The organism is Pseudazoarcus sp. NS34, assembly GCF_059703725.1.
The window spans coordinates 491,763-508,242 of sequence record NZ_BAAKIZ010000001.1 but is presented as its reverse complement, the minus strand read 5'-3'; the positions used below and the strand labels follow the sequence as shown (position 1 = coordinate 508,242).

The 16,480-nt window shown below is 66.7% G+C and carries 15 protein-coding genes; 5 read left to right on the top strand and 10 right to left on the bottom strand.

Features of this window, described 5'->3' with window-relative positions; genetic code table 11:
• Positions 1-17: 17 nt before the first annotated feature.
• The 3 genes from AC6H0N_RS02495 to AC6H0N_RS02485 are packed head-to-tail and all read right to left on the bottom strand — an operon-like array spanning position 18 to position 4,296.
• Positions 18-1,328: a sensor domain-containing diguanylate cyclase gene (locus tag AC6H0N_RS02495; RefSeq protein ID WP_497572471.1), complete on the bottom strand. Its 1,311-nt coding sequence runs from the start codon at positions 1,326-1,328 to the stop codon at positions 18-20.
• Positions 1,325-2,263 carry an ABC transporter substrate-binding protein gene (locus AC6H0N_RS02490; RefSeq protein ID WP_497572470.1) on the bottom strand — a complete coding sequence of 313 codons (939 nt, stop codon included), beginning with the start codon at positions 2,261-2,263 and terminating at the stop codon, positions 1,325-1,327. Before AC6H0N_RS02490 ends, AC6H0N_RS02495 begins: the two co-directional genes overlap by 4 nt.
• On the bottom strand, positions 2,257-4,296 hold the full coding sequence (locus AC6H0N_RS02485) for a TonB-dependent receptor plug domain-containing protein (RefSeq protein WP_497572469.1): 2,040 nt from the start codon (positions 4,294-4,296) through the stop codon (positions 2,257-2,259). Before AC6H0N_RS02485 ends, AC6H0N_RS02490 begins: the two co-directional genes overlap by 7 nt.
• Positions 4,297-4,493: 197 nt before the next feature.
• On the opposite strand from AC6H0N_RS02485, the gene AC6H0N_RS02480 reads away from it, so the two are divergent.
• Entirely contained in the window at positions 4,494-5,006 is a 513-nt protein-coding gene (locus tag AC6H0N_RS02480; protein ID WP_497573234.1) for a Gx transporter family protein, read from the top strand.
• A gap of 60 nt (positions 5,007-5,066) precedes the next feature.
• Positions 5,067-5,642 (top strand): histidine phosphatase family protein, encoded by a 576-nt coding sequence (locus AC6H0N_RS02475; RefSeq protein WP_497572468.1) that lies wholly within the window; start codon positions 5,067-5,069, stop codon positions 5,640-5,642.
• A 678-nt stretch (positions 5,643-6,320) separates the two neighbouring features.
• On the opposite strand, the gene AC6H0N_RS02470 is transcribed toward AC6H0N_RS02475, so the two are convergent.
• From AC6H0N_RS02470 to AC6H0N_RS02450, 5 genes are all read right to left on the bottom strand, one after another.
• Entirely contained in the window at positions 6,321-7,187 is an 867-nt protein-coding gene (locus AC6H0N_RS02470; RefSeq protein WP_497572467.1) for a dienelactone hydrolase family protein, read from the bottom strand.
• Between the two features lie 98 nt (positions 7,188-7,285).
• On the bottom strand, positions 7,286-9,082 hold the full coding sequence (locus tag AC6H0N_RS02465; protein WP_497572466.1) for a Na/Pi cotransporter family protein: 1,797 nt from the start codon (positions 9,080-9,082) through the stop codon (positions 7,286-7,288).
• 13 nt (positions 9,083-9,095) lie between these two features.
• Positions 9,096-9,638 carry a crossover junction endodeoxyribonuclease RuvC gene (ruvC, locus tag AC6H0N_RS02460; protein ID WP_497572465.1) on the bottom strand — a complete coding sequence of 181 codons (543 nt, stop codon included), beginning with the start codon at positions 9,636-9,638 and terminating at the stop codon, positions 9,096-9,098.
• A 19-nt stretch (positions 9,639-9,657) separates the two neighbouring features.
• Complete coding sequence (locus tag AC6H0N_RS02455) at positions 9,658-10,533, bottom strand: DMT family transporter (protein WP_497572464.1); 876 nt, start codon at positions 10,531-10,533, stop codon at positions 9,658-9,660.
• A 103-nt stretch (positions 10,534-10,636) separates the two neighbouring features.
• The gene (locus tag AC6H0N_RS02450) at positions 10,637-11,362 is read right to left on the bottom strand and encodes a YebC/PmpR family DNA-binding transcriptional regulator (protein WP_497572463.1); all 726 of its coding nucleotides are present in this window, start codon (positions 11,360-11,362) and stop codon (positions 10,637-10,639) included.
• Positions 11,363-11,570: 208 nt separating this feature from the next.
• On the opposite strand from AC6H0N_RS02450, the gene AC6H0N_RS02445 reads away from it, so the two are divergent.
• The 3 genes from AC6H0N_RS02445 to AC6H0N_RS02435 all read left to right on the top strand — a co-directional run bounded on the left by AC6H0N_RS02445 (position 11,571) and on the right by AC6H0N_RS02435 (position 14,112).
• Positions 11,571-12,227: a hypothetical protein gene (locus tag AC6H0N_RS02445; protein WP_497572462.1), complete on the top strand. Its 657-nt coding sequence runs from the start codon at positions 11,571-11,573 to the stop codon at positions 12,225-12,227.
• Between the two features lie 31 nt (positions 12,228-12,258).
• Entirely contained in the window at positions 12,259-13,746 is a 1,488-nt protein-coding gene (locus tag AC6H0N_RS02440; RefSeq protein ID WP_497572461.1) for a helicase HerA-like domain-containing protein, read from the top strand.
• Between the two features lie 66 nt (positions 13,747-13,812).
• The gene (locus AC6H0N_RS02435; protein ID WP_497572460.1) at positions 13,813-14,112 is read left to right on the top strand and encodes a hypothetical protein; all 300 of its coding nucleotides are present in this window, start codon (positions 13,813-13,815) and stop codon (positions 14,110-14,112) included.
• A gap of 670 nt (positions 14,113-14,782) precedes the next feature.
• Here AC6H0N_RS02435 and metF read toward each other — a convergent pair.
• Both metF and AC6H0N_RS02425 read right to left on the bottom strand, forming a co-directional pair.
• Positions 14,783-15,640, bottom strand: a complete 858-nt coding sequence (gene metF, locus AC6H0N_RS02430; RefSeq protein WP_497572459.1) for a methylenetetrahydrofolate reductase [NAD(P)H] — start codon at positions 15,638-15,640, stop codon at positions 14,783-14,785.
• A complete protein-coding gene (locus AC6H0N_RS02425; RefSeq protein WP_497572458.1) occupies positions 15,627-16,457 on the bottom strand; it encodes a TlyA family RNA methyltransferase in 831 nt (276 codons plus the stop codon). The genes metF and AC6H0N_RS02425 overlap by 14 nt, the downstream gene beginning before the upstream one ends.
• Between the last annotated feature and the right edge of the window lie 23 nt (positions 16,458-16,480).

The following is a 16,480-nucleotide window of genomic DNA, read 5'->3' as shown; positions in this document are numbered from 1 at the left end:
AACCTGACGCAGCTGCGCTACTCCGGCTCGCCCGGCATCCGCGTGTATTCGACGATGCCGTTGCGGCCCTTGCGTTTGGCCTCGTAGCAGGCCATGTCGGCTGCCACCAGTGCATTGCCGGGTGAGTCGAAACGCCCATCCAGCGGCACCAGCCCGACGCTCAAGCCCACCGAGAAAACCTGCCCGCTCCATTCAAAACGGTGCTCCGACACGGCTTGACGCAGGCTTTCGGCAATGTGGTGTGCTTCGTCGATGCGACAGGCGTTGAGGATCAGGCCGAACTCGTCGCCACCGATGCGGCACAGCAGATCGTTGTTGCGCACGCGCTCGCGGATCAGCTCGGCGAGGCGGCTGAGCAGCGCGTCGCCGGCGGCGTGGCCGGCAGTGTCGTTGACGTGCTTGAAGCGGTCGAGGTCGAGGAAACACAGCACCGCAGCATCGCTGGCGCGACGCGAGGCGGTCACCGCCTCCTCCAGGGCCTGCTCGAACGCACGGCGGTTAGGCAGGCCGGTGAGCAGATCGTGAGTGGCCTGGTGGGCGAGCTGTTCGGTGGCTTCGTCGATGCGATGCTGCATGGTGTGCTGCGCGTCGGAAATGGCCGAGGCCATGGTGTTGAAGCCCTGCTGCAAGGTGTGCAGCTCGGAGATGCGGGCGTTCTCGGTGACGTGCGCGTCGAGCCGCCCTTCGGACATCTGGCGTACGGCATCCGCCAGGCGCGCCAGCGGGCGTGTGACGGCCCCGGCCAGCCCGAGCGCGAGCAGCAGGGTCAGCACCAGCACGCCCAGCGTGATGCCCAGCGTGCGGACGAGCATGTCGCGCTTGTGGGCGTTGAGTGCCGTGGTGTCGAGTTCGACGTGTACCCAGCCGATCACGTAAGCGTTGGGCAGGTCTTGCAGCGAGCCGGATTCGTCGACGCGCGGGGCCGCCAGAGACACCGCGGCAACCGCCGTGACGCGACCGTTGCTGAGGGTGACGACACGCGGCGAGGTGTCGCTGGCGATGTCGACCACCGATTTGGAGTCGAGCGAGCGCCGACCGCTGCTGGCCAGCATCATGCCGTCCGCGTCGACGATGCTGGCTGCGACCACATCGCGCTGATCGAGGACCGCCTCGAGCAGGCCTTCGAGCGCAAAGCGGTTGCCCGAAATCACGCCGTATTCGGCGGCCGGCGCGAGGAAGCTGACGATCGCCTGGGCGCGCTCGCGCAAGGCCGCATCGGCCATGGCATTGCTGTGCCGGAGCAGGAGCGCGGTCAGGCCGCCGGCGAGCAGCAGGGCCGGAAGCAGCACGATCAGCAGCAGGCGCTGGCGCAGGGTGGGTCGGATCACGGTTGCCTCCCGGCCGCAACGGCCGCACGCAGAGTGTCCTCGTCGGGCACGGGAAGGTTGAGCGCGCGGGCGACCCGCGCGTTGACGGCGATATCGAAGTGCCGCGACATGCGCGGCGGCGGCAGAGGCAGGGCCTCGTCCAGGGCGTCGAGCCATTCGAGCAGGTCGCGCGTTGCGGTAGCCGGGGTGGAAAACACCGCGGCCAGCGCGCCGGCCTCGACCCACGCGCGCGAGTAGGCAAACAGCGGGCGTTGTGTCCGGTAGCTGGTGAGCAACAGGGCGCGTGCCACGGTGGGGTTGGATACGACGCTGTCGTGCAAGGTCAGCACGGCCTCACAACGGCTCAGCAGGCGCTCGAGTGCCGGCAACACGTCGCGCGCGGTGGCGGCGAATTCGACGCGGATCTCGGGTGTGATGCGCGGCCCGAGTTTTTCGAAGCGGGCCTGTGCGCCGTGGCTCTCGGGCCCGAGCAGCAGGCCGGCGCAGCTGGCTTCCGGCAGCGCGGCACGAATGAGCGCGAGGTGGCGCTCGGGCGGCTGGTCGATGAGCAGTGCGCTCATGCGCGCATTCGGCGCGGTAGCGCGCAGGCGCTTGAATTCGTTGGCGGTGACGAGGGCGACGAGCACCGGACGCTGGCTGCGCAGGGCGGCTTCCGCGGCAGGCGCGCCGAGCGCAAGGACCAGGCTGCTGTCCTTCAGCGCACCCGGCGCCATGCCTTTTTCGGCGCTACCGGCCAGGAACAGGTGGTGACGGCCGCCGGCGGCCAGCAGCGCGTCGGCGACCTCGCGGTCGGATCCTTGCGCGCGCGACGTGATCACGGCGATGTCGTGCGCCAGGGCCGGCGAAATGCACGCCAGGGCCAGCAAGACCATGCCAAGCAGCCGCCATGGACGGAGCTTGCGCAGCGTCGCCGGGAGCGCTCGGGTGCTCACCATGTGGCGCGGATGCTCGCGAAGATGCGCGGTTCGTGGCGGAATTTTTCGCCGTCGAATTCGGGGTAGCGGCCGCCGATGCTTTGCAGCGTGATGGCGAATTCGTTGTCGCTGCCGGGGGCGCCGAAGGCGCGTGCGAGCTTGAGGTCGAAGCGGTCGCGCTTGTCCACCAGACCGCCGTCGTTCATCCAGTACACGGCGTGGTCGTGGTAGTAGCCCAGGCTGGCACGCCAGCGCCCCGGCAGGTCCTTGATCAGCAGCAGCGACGTGGACGCATAGGGCGCGCTGTAGTTGATGTTCTCATCCTCCATCTGGCGGCTGGTGCGGATGTCGGTAAAGGCTTGCGACAGGATCACGCGACCCCAGCCGGGGCGCTTCCAGTCGATCGTGAATTCACCGCCGCGCACCGTGGTGCGACCGAGGTTGAGAAAGTAGTAGGTCGAGGTCGACAGCGGATTCGGGCTGAAGTCCGGCGGTGTCGGGAAACCGAGATCGCCGCAGTTCGAGCGGGGAGGCGAGCGGTAGCGGCACACCTCGTCGTCGAGGTAGCCGTCGTAACGATCGTGGAAGATGCGCGCGTCGATCGACAGGCCGTACTTCGGTATCTGCGCGATGTAGCCCAGCTCGACGTGTTTGACCTCTTCGGCCTCGACCTTTTGCAGTGCGTTGTAGAGGCGCCGCACGATGGTGTCTTCGTAGCGGATGGTCTCTTTCGCGTGGGACTCCATCAACGAAGGGGCGCGGTAGGATTTTCCGGCGGACAGGCGCAGCGCGGAAAGCGGTGTGAGCGCGTAGTTCAGTGCCAGGCGCGGTGAGAACAGCTTGCCGCTGTAGTCGTGATGCTCCCAGGTGCCGCCCAGGTTGATCGCCAGCTTTTCGGTGGGGCGCCAGGTCAGGCTGCCGAAGGTGTGCCAGTAGTCGGCGCGGATGGTGTCGCCGGTGTCGAAATAGCGGCGTGAGCGTACCGAATCCCTGCGCGCCCCGGCCCCGGCCAGGAATTGAAGGGACGGGCCGAGTACGCCGGAGTACTGCGCTTCGATGCTGTGGCGGCCGGTGTCGGTGTCGAGATCGGTCGGAATCTGGCGTCCGTCGTCGGGGATGATCCACGCCGTGCGACGCCGGTGGGCCTGGTGCTGGTACTGCAGCGTGAGCTCGCTGCCGGCGTCGAAACTGCGCGTCCAGGCCAGATGCAGAGAGTGCGAGCGGACCTTCTCGTCGCGGATCGGCCATTCGGCGGCTTCCTCCGAGTCGGATGGATAGCCACGATCGTCGACGCCATCGACGAGGCCGATCTGCAGCCGCAATTCGTCCTGGGCGGAAAGCACGGTCGAACCCTGCAGGTTGACCACCGTGCGGCCGATGGACTCCTGCGAATAGATGTCTACGTCGCCGTCGTCGAGCACGGTCTGGGACTTGAAGTTGCGCGCGCCGCGCCGCGAAGCCGAGATGCGCCAGTCGATGGCCGAATCCAGATTGCTGTTGAAGCGCACGCCGTGGTCGTAGAAGCCGTCCTTGCCGATGCGCGAGATCACCGTGAAGCCGGATTCCGTGGCCGGCGCGCGGGTGATGATGTTGATCACGCCCTGGAAGGCATTGGCGCCGTAGGCCGCGCCGTGCGGGCCTCGCACGACCTCGATGCGGTCGATGTCGTCCACACGCAGCGGCAGGTCCTGCCACAGTGTGTTGCCCCACAGCGGGTCATTCACCGTGCGGCCGTCGATCAGCACCTTGATGCGCCGGTCAAAGGCGTCGCCCATGCCGTGGTTGGCAACCGTTGGCGAGCCGTTGGGCCAGTCCGCCACCAGAAAGCCCGGCACCAGACGCATCAGGTCATGCACCTCGGTGAAGCCCGAGGCGTCGATCATCTCGCGGTCGATGGTTGTCACCGGCGCCGGAGCGTCGAGTGGAGACTGCGCCAGACGTGATGCCGTCAGCACCACCGGGAGCGGGTCGAAGAAGCCGCCTTGCGCATGCGCCTCGGGTATTGCCAGCACAACACAGGGCAGCAGCAGTGCATGGCGGAGCGCAGGACGCATCGGGAGACGGGAGCAGCAGTGGGGACGGCCTGATTATGCCCGCCGGCGCCGCATTCTCCGGCCCGTGCTGGCGGCAAGCGAGAACGATTACTCAACCACGTTGCACAAAACAGACGGGCACGCGACGGCCGCACGGCAGGTAAGATCATGCCTTTGCGACCCGCCTCCAGCCCCGCGTGAGCATTACCTCCTTCTCCATTCAGCCCACTGCCGATGATGGCCGCATCGCGCGACTGGCCGCTGCTGCCATCGTGCTGTCGGTGGCCGAAGCGGCCATTCCCTTGCCCTTGCCGGGCGTCAAGCCCGGCCTGGCCAACATCGTCATCCTGATCGTGCTGTTGCAATGGGGCTGGCGCGATGCGGTGTGGGTGGCGCTGTTGCGCGTGTTTGCCGGCAGCCTGCTGATCGGACAATTTCTGGCGCCGGGCTTCTTCCTGAGTTTTGCCGGTTCGCTCACCAGCCTTGTTACGCTGGGGCTGGCCGTGCACCTGCCGCGCCGCTGGTTTGGTCCGGTCACGCTGTCACTGCTGGCGGCGTTCGCCCACATCGGCGGTCAGCTGGTGCTGGCCAGGGTGTGGCTGGTGCCACACGACGGCATTTTCTATCTGGTGCCGGTATTCGCGCTGGCGGCGACGGTATTCGGTCTGGTTAACGGCCTGGTTGCCGCGCGTCTGCTGCGTGACATGCCGCCCGTGCGCAAGGGAACGTAGTCGCCACGCGGCTAGTCCATGCCTCGAGACCGCGCCCGCGGTCGTCACCACGAGGCCACCATGAAGTCTTTGTTGTTGCGTGCCGCAGGTGTTCTGCCCTTGCTGGCCTTATTGCTGCCAATGGCGCATGCCGCCGACGAAGCGCAGGTGCTGGAGGCGATGCGTGCCGGCGGTGTCGTCATCCTGCTGCGCCATGCCACGACCGAGCCCGGCATCGGTGACCCCCCTGAATTCACGCTCGCCAACTGTGCGACGCAACGCAACCTGTCGGCCGCCGGCCGCGACGAAGCCCGCGACTTCGGTGAAGCCTTGCGTGCCGCCGGTGTGCCGGTGGCGGCGGTGCGTTCGAGCCGTTGGTGCCGCTGCCTGGATACCGCTCGCCTGGCCTACCCGGGGGTTGCGGTGCAAGGCTGGCAGCCACTCGACTCTTTTTTTGCCGGACAGGGCGATCGTCGGCGTCAAACGGCTGACGCGATGGCCGCGCTGGCTGACTGGCCGGCAGGGCGCAATGAGCTGTGGGTGACGCATCAGGTCAATGTCTCGGCCTTGACCGGCTTCTATCTGATGATGGGGGAGGCGGTGGTGGCGCGGGTGCGCGATGGGCAGTTGGAGGTGGTTGGGCGCTGGCGGCCTTGAGGCGTTCGCTCGGTGCATTTTTGCCACGTTAACGCGAGTCGGTGTGTTTGGCCTCGACCGGCCGGGAGTTCGCCCCGGCGGGCGACTTCCTTTCTTGTTGCACGACAAGAAAGGAAGCAAAGAAGCGTGCCCCGCCGTCCCGGCCCTTCGGGCTTCCCTCGCTCCGGGCGGTTTCACCGGCCGGTCCTGAACTCGCTGTCGCTCAGACAGCAGGACCGGACTACCCCGGCGAAACCACCCTGCACTCGGCGAGCCAGAGGGGATGAGGGCGCCCGCTCGACCGTAGGGCGCAATAACCGCAGGGCATTGCGCCGAATGTGCTGTGCGTTTGAGAAGGTGTCGAGGCCGACGTCAGGTGCGCGCCTGCGGCGCTTACCTGACCTACGAGGGCTTGGCGCGGCGGATGGTTTTCACCCCTTCTGAGCCGCTGAGCGAAGAGTGCTCACGGCGGGGCCTTCCGGCCTTGCTGTCTGAGCGACAGCGAGTTCGCAAGGCCGGCCGCCGGGAGTGCTCGCAGCGAAGGGAGCCCGAAGGGCCGGCGAGGAGGGCGCACTTCTTTGCCTTCTTTCTTGTTGCACTACAAGAAAGAAGGTCGCCCGCCGGGGCGAAATCCCGGCCGGTCGAGCTCAATTCACCCGACTGCCTGCGGTGTGGCTCCGAGCAAATCGAGCAAACCAATCAAACCCCGTGTCGTTCAAACCACGCCAGCAGACGCCGCCAGCCGTCTTCGGCCTCGGTCTTGCGGTAGGTCGGGCGATAGTCAGCGTGAAAGGCGTGCGGTGCGTCCGGGTAGACGTGGATGGTGCTCCGCGAGCCGGCGCGTTTGAGTTCATCGCGCATGAACTCGACGTCGTGCAGCGGGATGCCCTGGTCGGCGCCGCCGTAGAGACCCAGCACCGGCGCCTTCAGCTTGTCGACCAGATCGACGGGCTGCTCCGGCTGCAGTTCGCTGGGGGCGGCATCAAGACGGCCGTACCACGCCACCCCGGCCTTCAGGTTCGGGTTGTGCGCGGCGTACAGCCAGGTGATGCGGCCGCCCCAGCAGAAGCCGGTGATGGCCAGGCGCTCGGCGTTGCCGCCGTGCTCGGCGGCCCACTCGGCGCAGGCGTCGAGATCGGACAACACCTGGGCGTCAGGCACCTTGTTGACGATGGCCTGGATGATCTCGCCGACGTTCTCGATGGTGCGCGGATCGCCCTGGCGGAAGAACAGTTCGGGCGCGATCGCGAGATATCCCTTTTTCGCGAAGCGGCGGCAGACGTCCTTGATGTGCTCGTGCACGCCGAAAATTTCCTGCACCACCAGCACCGTCGGCAAGTTTTTTTCGCCGGATGGCCGCGCGAAGTAGGCCGGCAAGCTGCCGTCTTTGACCGGCACCGAGATGTCGCCGGTGTCGAGATCCTCGGCATCGGTGGTGATCACGGTCTGGGCGTGCACCGGCTGTACGGCCAGCGCAAAACCGGCGGCAGCCAGGGTAGTGACAAAGCCGCGGCGGTCGAGCTTGGCCGAGGGCAGCAGACTGTCGAACTGGGTGCAGGTCTTCATCGTGGTCTTCTCCTTGTCACTGGCGGGCCAGCGCCGAAGTGGTTGTGTACGTACTGCGGATGCAGACAAGTGCTTGCGGCGGGATGTTCCCGCGTACTTCAGGTCGAGGTCTGCGGGCCGATGCCGTCGAGGGCTTCGGCGGTCGGTGGTTGCAGGCCCTGCGCCAGCGGGTGCGGTGCAGGGCCTGTCGCGAACAGCACGCGCGCCATCTGGATCAGGCAGTCGGCAATGTCGGCTGCGTAGGCATTGTCGTTCATCAGCGAGCTGGCCTGTTCCGGGCCGATGCGGCGTTCGCGCATCAGGCCGTCGATGGTGCCGTTGGCGGCCAGATCGCTGTCGCGGGCGTTGTCCTGCAGCTTCGCCAGCGCGTTCTGCACGTCGGCTTCCTCGCCGCTGGCCACACGCTGCAAGGCGTGCAGCAGCAGCGCCAGATCGCGCCGCAGCGCGATGTAATCGTCGCGCGGGTGCAAGGTGTTCGCGCCCAGGTAGCGCAGCAGGTTTTTCTGCATGTGTTTGAGGTCCTTCAGCGCCTCGATCAGCTGCTGGCCGGCGCTGCGCAGTGCATAAGCCTGCGAGGTCTGGGCGCCTTGTACCGGCAGCTGCGCGAGGAAGTCGAGGATCTCGCCGTACAGCGGTTTGACGCGGCGCTGGTAGTAGTCGTCGATGTCGATGGCGCGCACGCGCTCGGGCGGCTGGTCGAGCAGATGCAGATCTTCGCCGCGGCGCAGGCGCGCCGGGTCGGCGTGCAGCACCAGTGCCATCACGTCAAAGACATTGGTGAACAGATGCTGCAACTCCTTGCGCACCGCCTCGAGGCCGGCGTCGGGCATTTCCAGCATCGGGCGCGTGAGGAATTTTGGCGTGACCACGCTGACTGATTTCTGCGGGATCAGCCGCTCCAGCCAGGCCACCAGTCGCCCGGTAAGCGGCAGCATGATGAGCAGGCCGACGACATTGAACAGCGTGTGGAACAGCGCGAGCTTGAGCGTCCAGTCGTCAGCGCCGATGCCGAGCAGCCCGGCGCCGACTTCGACCGCGCGCATGAAGAATCCGATGAACAGCAGCGCCACCAGCCCGGTCGTTACGTTGAACACCAGATGCGCCGCGGCCAGCCGTCGGCCGGGTGCATTGGCGCCGAGCGAACCGAGAATGGCGGTGATGGTGGTGCCGACGTTGGCGCCGATCGACAGGGCCAGCGCGTTCTCGTAGGTCACCTGACCCGTCGCCAGCGCGGTGATGGTCAGCACCAGTGTGGCGTGGCTGGACTGCATCACCACCGTCGCGAGCACGCCGAACAGCGTGAACAACAGCAGCCCGCGCACACCACTGACGGCGTAGTCGGCCAGATGCAGCGACTGACCGAAGGCCTCGAAGCCATCCTTCATCCAGGCGATGCCGAGGAACAGAAAGCCCAGGCCGAGCAGGATCTGTCCGGCGCCCTTGAGGGCCGTCGAGCGCGTGAACTGGAAGATCACGCCGAACACCAGCATCGGCATGGCCCAGGCGGCGATGTCTACCTTCAGGCCGAAGCCGGCCACCAGCCAGGCGCCGGTGGTCGAGCCCAGATTGGCGCCGAAGATGATGCCGATGCCCTGCGCCAGCCCGAGCAGACCGGCCGACAGGAAGGAGATCGAGATCACCGACACCAGCGAGCTCGACTGCATCAGCGTGGTCGCGGCCATGCCGAAGATCACGCTCTTCCACAGACGGTTGGTGGTGCGCTGCAGAATGCGCTCCAGCGTGCCGCCGGTGAAGGTCTTGAAGCCTTGTTCGAGCGCCAGCATGCCGAACAGGAATACCGCTACGCCGGCGGCAATCTCCTTGAACTCCGGGCTGGCCCAGAAGCCGTAGCCCAGCACCAGGCACAGCACCGCAAAGGCGAGATGGCGCGACATGCGTGCTTCTGCCTCAGGCGCGCAGTCGCCCGGCACGGCGGCCGGTGGCGAGCGCACCCAGCGCGCCCGACGTGCCGTTGGCGTGGCAGATGGCGCAGGCCAGGGCGTCGGCGGCGTCGGCACTCGGGTCGCCGTCCAGCGTGAGCAGGCGCTGCACCATGTGCTGGACCTGCGTCTTGTCGGCCTTGCCGTAGCCCACCACGGCTTGCTTGACCTGCAGCGCGGTGTATTCGGCCACCGGCAGGTCGCATGACACCGCGCCGCAAATGATGGCCCCGCGAGCCTGGCCGAGCAGCAGCGTGGACTGTGGATTGACGTTGACGAAGACCTTCTCGACCGCGACCTGATCGGGCGAGTAGGTGGCGATGACCTCGCGCACGCCGTCGAGCAGGATCTTGAGTCGGCCCGGCAGTTCGCCGTCCTTGGTGCGGATGGTGCCGCTGGCGACGTAGCGCAACTGGTTGCCGAGCTTGTCGATGACGCCGAAGCCGGTAATGCGCAGCCCCGGGTCGAGGCCCAGGATGCGGGTGGGGGTGATCTGCGAGGCCGAAGTCATGGGGCCGATTGTGCGGTGTTCAGCGTGCGCGCGCCAGCCATACTCCCGCCACGGCCACCGTCATGCCGGCCAGCGCAAGCGGGGCCAGGCGCTCGTCGAACAGCAGCCAGGCCATCACCGCCGTGGTCGGCGGCGTGAGGTAGAACAGGCTGGCGACGTTCACCGCGCCGCCCGAGCGGATCAGCAGGTTGAGCAGCGAGATCGCGCCGAGCGACAGCACGACCACCAGCCAGCCCAGCGCGAAGACGAACTCGCCGCTCCAGTCGATGCTCATGGACTCGGTGGCCCAGGCCGCCATCGCGGTGACGATCAGGGTCGGGATGAACTGGATGACGGCGCCGGTACGCAGATCGAAACTGGGGCAGAAACGCTTCTGGTACAGCGTGCCGGCCGTGATGCCGCCCAGCGCCAGCAGCGCCGGAATCAGCATGGCGCCGAGCGGGGCGTCAAAACCGGCTGCGCCGCTCTGGCCGACGACCACCAGCGCCACGCCGCCAAAGCCCAGCGCCAGGCCGAGCCACTGCCGACCGACCACGCGTTCGCCGAGCAGCCAGCCGGCGCCGAGCGCGGTCAGCAGCGGTTGCATGCCGACCACCAGCGCCGTGATGCCGGCCGGCAGACCTGCGCCGATGGCGGTGAACACGCCGCCCAGATACAGGCCATGCACGAGCAGGCCGGACACGCCGATATGCAGGATCTGGCGTCTGTCGGCGGGCCACGGGGCGCGCGTGAGCCACACCAGCGGCAGCATCAAGGCCAGCACCAGTGCGTAGCGCACCGAGAGGAAGGTCAGCGGTTCGGCATAGGGCAGGCCGAGCTTGCCACCGATGAAGCCCGTGCTCCACAGCACCACGAACAGCACGGGCATCGCGGCGGTGAGCAGGGGGCCGGGCATAAGGGAAATCCTCGGGGTGGAGCAGCGTCCGGCAAATCAGTTCGGCGGTGATATCAGCGCAGGCGTCAGATGCGCTGCGCTTATCTGACCTACGGTGAAGCGCTTACTCGTCGAATACGGCGGAGGTGTAGACCTCCTGCACGTCGTCGAGGGACTCGAGTGCGTCGAGCAGCTTCTGCATCTTCACGGCGTCGTCGCCGGAAAGCTCGGTGTCGTTCTCGGGCTTCATCGACACTTCGCCGAATTCGGCCTTGAAGCTAGCCGCTTCTAGGGCTTCCTTGATTGCCGTGTATTCGTAGGGCGCGGTGATGACTTCGATCGAGCCGTCGTCGTGGCTCAAGACGTCTTCCGCGCCCGCTTCAAGCGCGGCTTCCATCAACGCGTCTTCACTGGTGCCCGGCGCAAACATCAGCTGACCGCAGTGCTTGAACTGGAAGGCCACGCAGCCGTCGGTGCCCATGTTGCCGCCGTGCTTGGAGAAGGCGTGGCGCACGTCGGCGACGGTGCGCGTCTTGTTGTCGGTGAGGCAATCCACCATCACCGCTGCGCCGTTGATGCCGTAGCCCTCGTAGCGAACTTCCTCGTAGTTGACGCCGTCGAGCTCACCGGTGCCACGCTTGATGGCGCGGTCGATGTTGTCGCCGGGCATGTTCTCGCCCTTGGCCTTGTCGACCGCCAGGCGCAGGCGCGGGTTGAAGTTGGGATCGCCGCCGCCCATGCGCGCGGCCACGGTGACTTCCTTGATCAGCTTGCTGAAGACCTTGCCCCGCCGCTCGTCCTGACGACCCTTGCGGTGCTGGATGTTGGCCCATTTGGAGTGTCCGGCCATGGCTGTTCTCTGGTAAATGGTTCGTGAAAGTTGGCGATTTTACCCCGAAGCCGGCTTCCTCCGCAGGCAGCGATGTGCATCGCAAACGCCACTAACCGGGCCATGCTTGCAGTTTGTGACCCAATGTCGGCGTTGCCGCGCCGGTCGTCGGGCGTCGGGTCTGTTAGATTCATGCAAAGCGGGCATGGGTGCGCGCGGAGGAGAAGGGATGATTCGCTGTTTCTGCATGTTGGCCGGCCTGTGCCTGCTGCTGGTCGGGCCTGCTGCGGCCCAGGTGCGGCTGGTCTTCGACGGGTGTACCGATGCGCGCGGCAACACCGTGCGCTCGATCGCCGATCCGCTGCTCGACAAAGCGTTTGAAACGCGTCTGGAGAATGGCCAGGCGGTGATCCGCTACAACGCCGCGGTGCCGGCCGGCCTGCCGGATCACGTGCGGCTGTTCTTCTATGCCCACGAATGCGCCCGGCTCGAACTGGGGCAGGAAGCGACCGCCCTGCGTACCGTGGGCGACGCCTGGCGGGCCGACTGCCGCGCGCTCGACACCATCCTGCGCTCCGAACTGATGAGCCCGCGACACGTCGTTCTTCTGCAGGACGATCTGATGCTGACCGAGGCCGAGTGGGGCGCCATGCCCGGGCCGGCCCGCGAGATCGATCTGCCGTCATGTGCGCGCGGCGAGCCGCGGGGCGATCTGCGCATTCCGGCCCGGCCGTCGCCTGAGCGCGACAGCTGGAACACCTGTGTGCACAAGTGTGGTGATACGCTGCTGCAGTGCCAGCGGCGCACCTGCAACAGCCTGGATTGCCCGTCGTGCATGCCGATCAATGAAGCCTGCGTCGCGGCTTGCGGAGAGCCCGGACGCTGAACCGCCGCCCAGCTTGCGAGAGGAAGACGCCATGCCCGACCCGATGTTGATCGCCCGTGCCGGCGCCGAAGGCCTGCTCCTGCTGCCGCGTCTGGCCAACCGCCACGGCCTGATCACCGGGGCCACCGGCACCGGCAAGACCGTCACGCTGCAGAAGATGGCCGAATCCTTTGCGAGCATCGGCGTGCCGGTGTTCGTCGCCGACATCAAGGGCGATCTGTCGGGCATCGGCGCGGCCGGCAATGCCTCGCCCAAGCTGCTCGAACGGCTGGCTGCCATCGGCATCACCGACTACGCGCCGCGCGCCAACAGCGTGGTTTTCTGGGACGTTTTCGGCGAGCTGGGCCATCCGGTGCGTGCCACCATCTCGGACATGGGGCCGCTGCTGCTCTCCCGCCTGCTCAACCTCAACGACACCCAGGCCGGCGTGCTGCAGATCGTCTTCCGCATTGCCGACGACAACGGCCTGCTGCTGCTCGACCTCAAAGACCTGCGCGCGATGCTGCAACACGTCGGCGAGAACGCACGTCAGTTCACTACCGAGTACGGCAACATCTCGGCGGCCTCGGTCGGCGCCATCCAGCGCGGCCTGCTCAACCTTGAGGCCCAAGGGGGCGAACGTTTCTTCGGCGAGCCCATGCTTGATCTGGCCGATCTGATGCAGACCGATGCCGACGGGCGCGGCGTCATCAACGTGCTCGCGGCCGAGAAGCTGTATCACTCGCCGCAGCTGTATTCCACCTTCCTGCTGTGGATGCTGTCCGAGCTTTTCGAGCAGTTGCCCGAAGTCGGCGACCCCGACAAACCGAAACTGGTGTTTTTCTTCGACGAGGCTCACCTGCTGTTCCGCGACGCGCCCAAGGCGCTGGTGGAGAAGGTCGAGCACGTCGTGCGCCTGATCCGCTCCAAGGGCGTCGGCGTGTACTTCGTCACGCAAAGCCCGCTCGACGTGCCCGACACGGTGCTCGGCCAGCTTGGCAACCGCGTGCAGCACGCGCTGCGCGCCTTCACGCCGCGCGATCAGAAGGCCGTGAAAAGCGCGGCCGAGACCATGCGCCCGAACCCCGCGTTCAACGCGGCCGAGGTCATCACCGAACTGGGTGTGGGCGAGGCGCTGATTTCCCTCCTGGACGACAAGGGCCGCCCCGGCATCACGCAGCGCGCCTCGGTGATCGCGCCGGATTCACGCCTGGGCCCGCTGACGCCGGCCGAGCGCCAAGCCATGGTGCAGGGCTCGCTGCTGCACGGCCATTACGAGCGCGAGGTCGACCGCGAATCGGCCTATGAGCTGCTGCGCGCTCAGGCCGAGGCCCGCATGGCCGAGGTGCCGGCGCAGAAACCTGCTGCTGGTGGTGGCGGCATGTCGGACGTGATCTTCGGTTCGACCGGCCCGCGCGGTGGCAAGCGCGACGGTCTGGTGCAGATCGCCGCCAAGACCGTCACGCGCACGATCGGCAGCGCCATCGGGCGCCAGCTCGTGCGCGGTGTGCTCGGTTCGCTGTTCGGGGGTCGCAGATAGCTCGGGCCATTGCACTTTGTCGCGCGGGCGCTGTCGAAATTTCGCATCGCAACGAGGAGGAAGGCCATGACCCCGCAATCGCTTGCAGACCTGATCGCCGATATCGAAGTCGAAGACCCGGTAGATCTTGGAGACCTGGCCATCGACGAGGCTGACGCCCGTTCCCTGATGGCCAGCCACCTGTGCGAACTCGACCGCCGCCTGGTCGAATACGGCCTGGCCGCCGAAGAGCGGCTGGAAATGATGGCCGCCATCGCGGCCCACACCATGGTCGAGAACCTCACGCTGCACATGAAGCGCTTGCGCAGCGGGGAGGATGGTATTGACGCCTTCCGTGACTGGATGGGGCGGCATGGGATGCAGTGACTTTGCGGTTCCGGCCGGTCCCAGTTGCGCGAGACGCTTGTCTCGGCGTGCGTTGGCCGGGACTCGCCCCGGCGGGCGACCTACTTTCTTGTCGCGCGACAAGAAAGTAGGCAAAGAAGCGCGCCCCGCCGTCTCGGCCCTTCGGGCTTCCCTCACTCCGGGCGGTTTCACCGGCCGGTCCTGAACTCGCTGTCGCTCAGACAGCAGGACCGGACTTCCCCGGCGAAACCACCCTCCACTCGGCGAGCCAGAGGGGAAATTGGCACCAAGTGAACCGCCAAGGCTGTAACGGGTGTCTTGTGCCGGACGTGCTGGAGTTGGGCGTTCGAGATCGTGTCGAAGCCGATGTCAGGTGCGCGCCTTCGGCGCTTACCTGACCTACAAGGGCATGACGCTGCGGATGGTTTTCCATCCCTTCTGAGCCGCTGAGCGAAGAGTGCTCACGGCGGGGCCTTCCGGCCTTGCTGTTTGAGCGAAGCGAGTTCGCAAGGCCGGCCGCCGGGAGTGCGCGTAGCGAAGGGACCCCGAAGGGGCGGTGAGGAGGGTGCACTTCTTTGCCTTCTTTCTTGTTGCACTACAAGAAAGAAGGTCGCCCGCCGGGCCGAAATCCCGGCCGGTCGAGCCATGAATCAGCGACTACGGTAGGCCTGGCCGAGGCCAGGCCTACCAGTCAGGACTGGCTTGACGTAGCGGCCGTCAGCCCCAGCCTCCGGCAGATCTCGATCGTCGGCCCGTCCTGGTTCATCGCATAGAAATGCAGCCCCGGTGCGCCTTCCTCGATCAGGCGTTCGCACAGGTCCGTGACCACATCAAGACCGAAGGCGCGTACGGATTCGCTGTCGTCGCCGAAGGCTTCGAACTTGCGGCGCATCCAGCGCGGGATTTCGGCGCCGCACATGTCGGAGAAGCGGGCCAGCTTGGAGAAGCTGCTGATCGGCATGATGCCCGGCACGATCGGGATGGCCACACCCAGCGCCTGCGCCTGCTCGACGAAGTGGATGTAGGCGTCGATGTTGTAGAAATACTGCGTTATCGCCGAATCGGCGCCGGCGTCGACCTTGCGCTTGAAGGCCAGCAGATCATCGCGCGGGCTCTTGGCCTGCGGGTGCCATTCAGGGTAGGCGGCCACTTCCAGGATGAAGCGGTCGCCGGTTTCGGCGCGGATGAACTCGACCAGCTCGTTGGCGTAACGGAATTCGCCACTGGCGCCGGTGCCGGAGGGCAGGTCGCCGCGCAATGCGACGATGCGGCGGATGCCTGAGACGGCGTACTCGTCGAGGATGCTGCGCAGCTCGGCGCGGCTGGATCCGATGCACGACAGATGCGGTGCGGCTTCCGAGCCGGTGGTGGCGATCTCGCGGACGGTGTTGAAGGTGCGTTCGCGCGTCGAACCACCGGCACCGTAGGTTACCGAGAAGAACTGCGGTGACAGCGCTGCGGCCAGTCGCTGGTGCACGCCGCGCAGCTTTTCAGCGCCCTCAGGCGTCTGCGGCGGGAAGAATTCGACGGAAAGCTCAGTGTTTTGCATGGTGCATCCAGAGGAAGAATTCGTGGTTGCCGTCGCCTCCGGCGAGCGGTGAATCGAACCAGTCGCGCACGGCCAGAGCGCATTCCGCGGCCGTCTTGCGCAGACGGGCTTCGACTTCGGCGTAGAGCGCAACGTCGCGCACGATGCCGCCTTTGCCCAGCCCTTTCGGGCCGACTTCGAATTGCGGTTTGACCAACGCAAGGATCTCGCCCTGCGGTGCCAGCAGGGCGGGCCAGCGCGGCATCAGCAAAGCCAGCGAAATGAAGCTCGCATCACACACGATCACATCGAAACCGCCCTGCGGATGATGCGCGCCGAGTTGCGCGGCGTCGAGTTCGCGCGCGTTGAGGCCTTCGAGCGTGACGCAGCGTGTGTCCTGCGCGAGCCCGGGGTCGAGCTGGCTGTGGCCGACGTCGACGCCGACCACCTGTGCGGCGCCGGCCTGCAGCAGGCAGTCGCTGAAACCACCGGTGGACTGGCCGACATCCAGGCAGACACGCCCGGAAACGTCGAGCCCGCTGTGCGCCAGCGCGCCGGCCAGCTTCAGCCCGCCGCGTGAGACAAAGCGCTCGGCTTCGTCCGGCGCGACAACAATGCGTGACTCGGGTAACAACAGGTGCGCAGGCTTGGTGACGGGAATGCCGTCGGCCATCACGCGCCCGGCGGCGATGGCGGCCTGCGCGCGGGTGCGCGAACTGGCCAGCCCGCGCTCGACCAGCAGTGCGTCGGCGCGCAGCAGGCCGCCATGGTCGACCGGCGTGTGCTCGGCACGCCGGGCTGGGGCGGCCCGCTGCTTGCGGGCGTGGAAGGAGTTCATGGACACGGTTGCGTCACTCGCTT